The sequence below is a fragment of the Kocuria sp. HSID17590 genome (assembly GCF_003989485.1).
GTDB classification, from domain to species: domain Bacteria; phylum Actinomycetota; class Actinomycetes; order Actinomycetales; family Micrococcaceae; genus Kocuria; species Kocuria salsicia.
Genome location: NZ_RBMB01000065.1, coordinates 1 through 4,301 on the forward strand (window position 1 = coordinate 1; position 4,301 = coordinate 4,301).

A 4,301-nucleotide genomic window follows, 5' to 3' on the forward strand; every position below is an offset into this window, starting at 1 on the left:
TCCGGGACACCGCCGAGGCCCGCCGCGCCGCGCAGCACGAACGGCTGAAGCTGCCGGTGCTGCCCACCACGACCATCGGCTCCTTCCCCCAGACCGTGGCGGTCCGCACGGCGCGCGCCGAGCACCGGGCCGGGCGAATCACGGACGCGGAGTACACCGCGCGGATCCGGGAGGAGATCGCCCGCACGGTGCGCGCGCAGGAGGAGCTGGGCCTGGACGTGCTCGTGCACGGGGAGGCGGAGCGCAACGACATGGTGCAGTACTTCGCGGAGGCCCTCGACGGCTTCGCAACCACCCGCCACGGCTGGGTGCAGTCCTACGGCTCGCGGTGCACGCGCCCCTCGATCCTCTTCGGGGACGTCTCCCGGCCAGCGCCCATCACGGTGGACTGGACCTCCTACGCGGCGTCCCTGACCGAGCGTCCCGTCAAGGGAATGCTCACGGGCCCGGTGACGATCCTGGCGTGGTCCTTCGTGCGGGACGACGCCCCCGCCGCGGAGGTCGCGGACCAGGTGGCGCTGGCGCTGCGGGACGAGATCACGGACCTGGAGGCCGCCGGAACCGCGGTCATCCAGGTGGACGAGCCCGCCCTGCGCGAGCTGCTCCCGCTGCGCGAGGCCGACCGCCCGGCGTACCTGGACTGGTCCGTGGGGTCCTTCCGCCTGGCCACGGGCGGGGCCGCCACCGACACGCAGATCCACACGCACCTGTGCTACTCGGAGTTCGAGACGGTGCTGGACGCGATCGACGGGCTGGACGCCGACGTCACCACCCTGGAGGCCTCCCGCTCCGGCTCGGGCATCGTGGACGGGCTGGCCGCCGCGGACTTCCCGCGGGACGTGGGCCCCGGCGTGTGGGACATCCACTCCCCGCGCGTTCCCACCTTCGACGAGGTCGCCCAGCGCGTGCGCCACGCCGCCCACGCGATCGGCGCGGAGCGCGTGTGGGTCAACCCGGACTGCGGGCTGAAGACCCGCGGCTGGAAGGAGACGGAGGCCGCCCTGGACCGGCTGGTGGCCGCGGCCGTCACGGTCCGCGGGGAGCTGGCGAGGGAGGGCGACGACGCCGCACGGGCCGTCCCCGCGGCTCCCGCCGGCGCGGTGGTCGGCGCCCCGAAGCGCTGACCCAGGGGTCGACCCACGAAGCACACCGAGCACGACCCGTGCGGCCCCGCGCCTTTGGGGCGGGGCCGCGCAGCACCGAGGAACGGAGAACGTCATGAGCGACACCACGGCTCGCGCCCCGCTGGGGACGCCGATCGTCCAGCCCATCCACCACAGCGCGGCGTACGCGTTCGACTCCCTCGCGGACGCCCGCGCCGTGTTCGCGCAGCGGGCCGGCGGGTTCACGTACGCGCGGACGGGCAACCCGAACGTCGCCGCCCTGGAGGCCGAGATCACGCGGCTGGAGCACGGCGAATGCGCGGTCGCCACGGCATCCGGGCAGGCGGCGGTGGCGCTCGCGCTGCTGTCCCTGACGGGCCCCGCGAAGGACGCGCACGCCGTCGTCTCCTCGCGAATCTACGGCGGCAGCGTGGACCTGCTCACGGACACCCTCGCGGACACCGGGCTCGAGGTGACCTTCGCGGACCCCCGCGATCCGCAGGAGTGGGAGGCCGCGCTGCGCCCCGGGACCCGGGTGTTCCTGCTGGAGTCCATCGCGAACCCGCTGACCGAGCTGCCGGAGCTCGACGCGATCGCGGAGATCGCCCACCGGCACGGTGCCGTGGTGATCGTGGACAACACCGTGGCCACCCCGCACCTCTACACCCCCGCGGAGCACGGCGCGGATCTCGTGGTCCACTCGGCCACCAAGTACCTCTCCGGTCACGGCGGCCCCCTCGGCGGGCTGCTCGTGGACGCCGGGCGCTTCGACCCCACCCGGGACCCGGAGCGCTGGCCGTGGTTCACCCAGCGGCAGCACCGCTGGGGCGGCCGCTCCCCCGTGGAGGTCTACGGCGCGAAGCGCGCGCTGCTGGGTGTGGCCCGGTGCAAGTACCTCAACGACCTCGGCCCGTGCATGGGCGCCACCACCGCGCACGAGATCCTGCAGGGCATCACGACCCTCGGGGTCCGCGTGGAGCGCCAGTCCGCCACCGCTCAGCGGCTCGCGGCCACGCTGTCCGAGCACCCGGCCGTGGCGCGCGTGCACCACCCTCTCCACAACGGCACGCGACAGGCCGAGCTGCTCGAGACCGGCGGCTACCGCGGCGCGGGCGGTGTCTTCTCCGCGGACCTGCGCGGAACCCCCGAGCAGGTGGAGCGCGTGGTGGACGCGCTGCGGCTCATCAAACTGGCGGCCAACATCGGGGACGTCCGCACCCTGGTGGCGCACCCCGCGAGCATGACCCACTGCCGTCTCACCCCGGAGCAGTTCGCGGCGAGCGGCATCACCGAGAACACTCTGCGCTTCACCGTAGGGCTGGAGGACGAGGCGGACCTCACCGCGGACCTCTTCCAGGCCCTGTCCGTGATCGCCCCGGCCGAGGCGCCGCACGCGCACGCGTGACCGCGCGACGTCGCCACCCCACCCCGCACACTTCGATCCGCACCCAGGAGGACACCATGACCCGCCACGGACTCGCCACGCGCGCCATCCACGACGGCCAGCAGCCCGACCCCACCACCGGCGCGGTGGTCCCGCCCATCTACCAGACGTCTACATTCGCCCAGGACGGCGTCAACGAGTTCCGCGCCGGCGGCCACGAGTACAGCCGCGGCTCCAACCCCACGCGCAACGGCTTCGAGGAGCAGCTCGCCTCGCTGGAGCAGGGGACGCGGGCGTTCGCGTTCGCCTCCGGGATGGCCGCGGAGGACGCGCTGCTGCGCGCGGTCCTCGCGCCAGGGGACCACGTGGTCCTCGCCTCGGACGTCTACGGCGGCACGTTCCGCCTGGTGGACCAGGTGCTCTCGGGCTGGGGGATCGAGCACAGCTTCGTCCCCTCTGCCTCCGCCGACGACGCAGCGGCCACAATTCGCCCCGGCCGCACCCGGGTGCTGTGGCTGGAGACCCCGTCGAACCCGCTGCTGCGAGTGGCGGACATCGCGGCCTGGGCACGGGTGGCCGACGACGCCGGCGCCCTCCTCGTCATCGACAACACCTTTGCCACCCCGGTCCTCCAGAACCCTCTGGTGCTGGGTGCACACGCGGTGATCCACTCGACCACCAAGTACGTGGGCGGGCACTCGGACGTGCTGGGCGGGGCAGTCGTTGTTGGGGGCGCCCAGTGGAAGGGCAAGTCCCTCGCGGACGCCATCGCCTTCCAGCAGTTCGCGTGCGGTGCAGTGGCCGGCCCGTTCGACTCGTTCCTGGCCGCCCGAGGTCTCAAGACACTCCCGCTGCGCATGGAGCGGCACTGCGCGAACGCCCTCGCCGTGGCCCGTTTCCTGGAGGCGCGGGAGGACGTCCTGGAGGTGAACTACCCGGGGCTGGAGAGCCACCCGCAGCACGACCTCGCCGCCCGCACGTTGAACGGCGGATTCGGGGGCATCATCTCGTTCCGACCCGCCGGTGGAGTGGCCGCCGCCCAGGAGTTCGCGCGGTCGTCCGAGCTGTACAGCCTGTCAGTGAGTCTCGGCGGGGTGGAGTCTCTGGTGTGCGTACCCCACAGCATGACGCACGCCTCGCGGGTGGGCACCCCCTACGAGGTGCCCGAGGACCTGGTGCGCCTGTCGGTGGGGATCGAAACACTGGAGGACCACCTGGAGGACCTGGACCGGGCGTTGGGAGCCGCTGCCCGGGTTACCGGCGCCACCCGGCCGACCGCTGAACCGCGCGGCGCTTTCCCGTCACACGAGGTCCATGTCCCCATCACCGTCCCCTCCGGGGTCCCTGTCGGTGCCGGGGTCGGCCTCTAACAACAGACCCCAGAACATGAGAAAGGCCCTGTGGGGTGGTGCACCAGTCATGGTGTCCCACCCCGCAGGGCCTTCCTCATCCTGTACCCCAGGACGTGACCTGTACGCCCCTTCCCGCGGGCATGCCCGCACGAAGCCGGGGGCCCGCATGGCCTCGCCCTGGCTCGCTCCCGCCACCCGCCTGATCCTGGGGACGACGAAGGGCCCGGAGCGTCGTGCTCCGGGCCTCTTACCCGCCCGTCTAGGCCCGCACACGACGAGGGGCTCGAAGCAGTGTGCTCCGAGCCCGGGTGATCTCGCGGCGTACCTGTTAAATGCGGGGAGGCCCCACACCAAACGGTGTGGGGCCTCAACCCTCTTCTCACGTGAATTCCGGCGGTGACTTACTCTCCCACACCCTACCGAGTGCAGTACCATCAGCGCTGTGGGTCTTAGCTACCGGGT

Annotated in this window: 3 protein-coding genes; all 3 read left to right on the forward strand. The window is 72.6% G+C overall.

Annotation, left to right across the window (positions count from 1 at the left end):
- Nucleotides 1–1,124, forward strand: a 1,124-nt coding sequence (metE, locus tag D8M39_RS12355; protein ID WP_126875114.1) for a 5-methyltetrahydropteroyltriglutamate--homocysteine S-methyltransferase, incomplete at its 5' end; no start/stop codon positions are given.
- Between the two features lie 94 nt (nucleotides 1,125–1,218).
- A complete protein-coding gene (locus D8M39_RS12360; RefSeq protein ID WP_055082528.1) occupies nucleotides 1,219–2,508 on the forward strand; it encodes an aminotransferase class V-fold PLP-dependent enzyme in 1,290 nt (429 codons plus the stop codon).
- Nucleotides 2,509–2,564: 56 nt separating this feature from the next.
- Nucleotides 2,565–3,857, forward strand: coding sequence for a cystathionine gamma-synthase (locus tag D8M39_RS12365; RefSeq protein WP_126875115.1), 1,293 nt, complete (start codon nucleotides 2,565–2,567; stop codon nucleotides 3,855–3,857).
- Nucleotides 3,858–4,301: the final 444 nt, after the last annotated feature.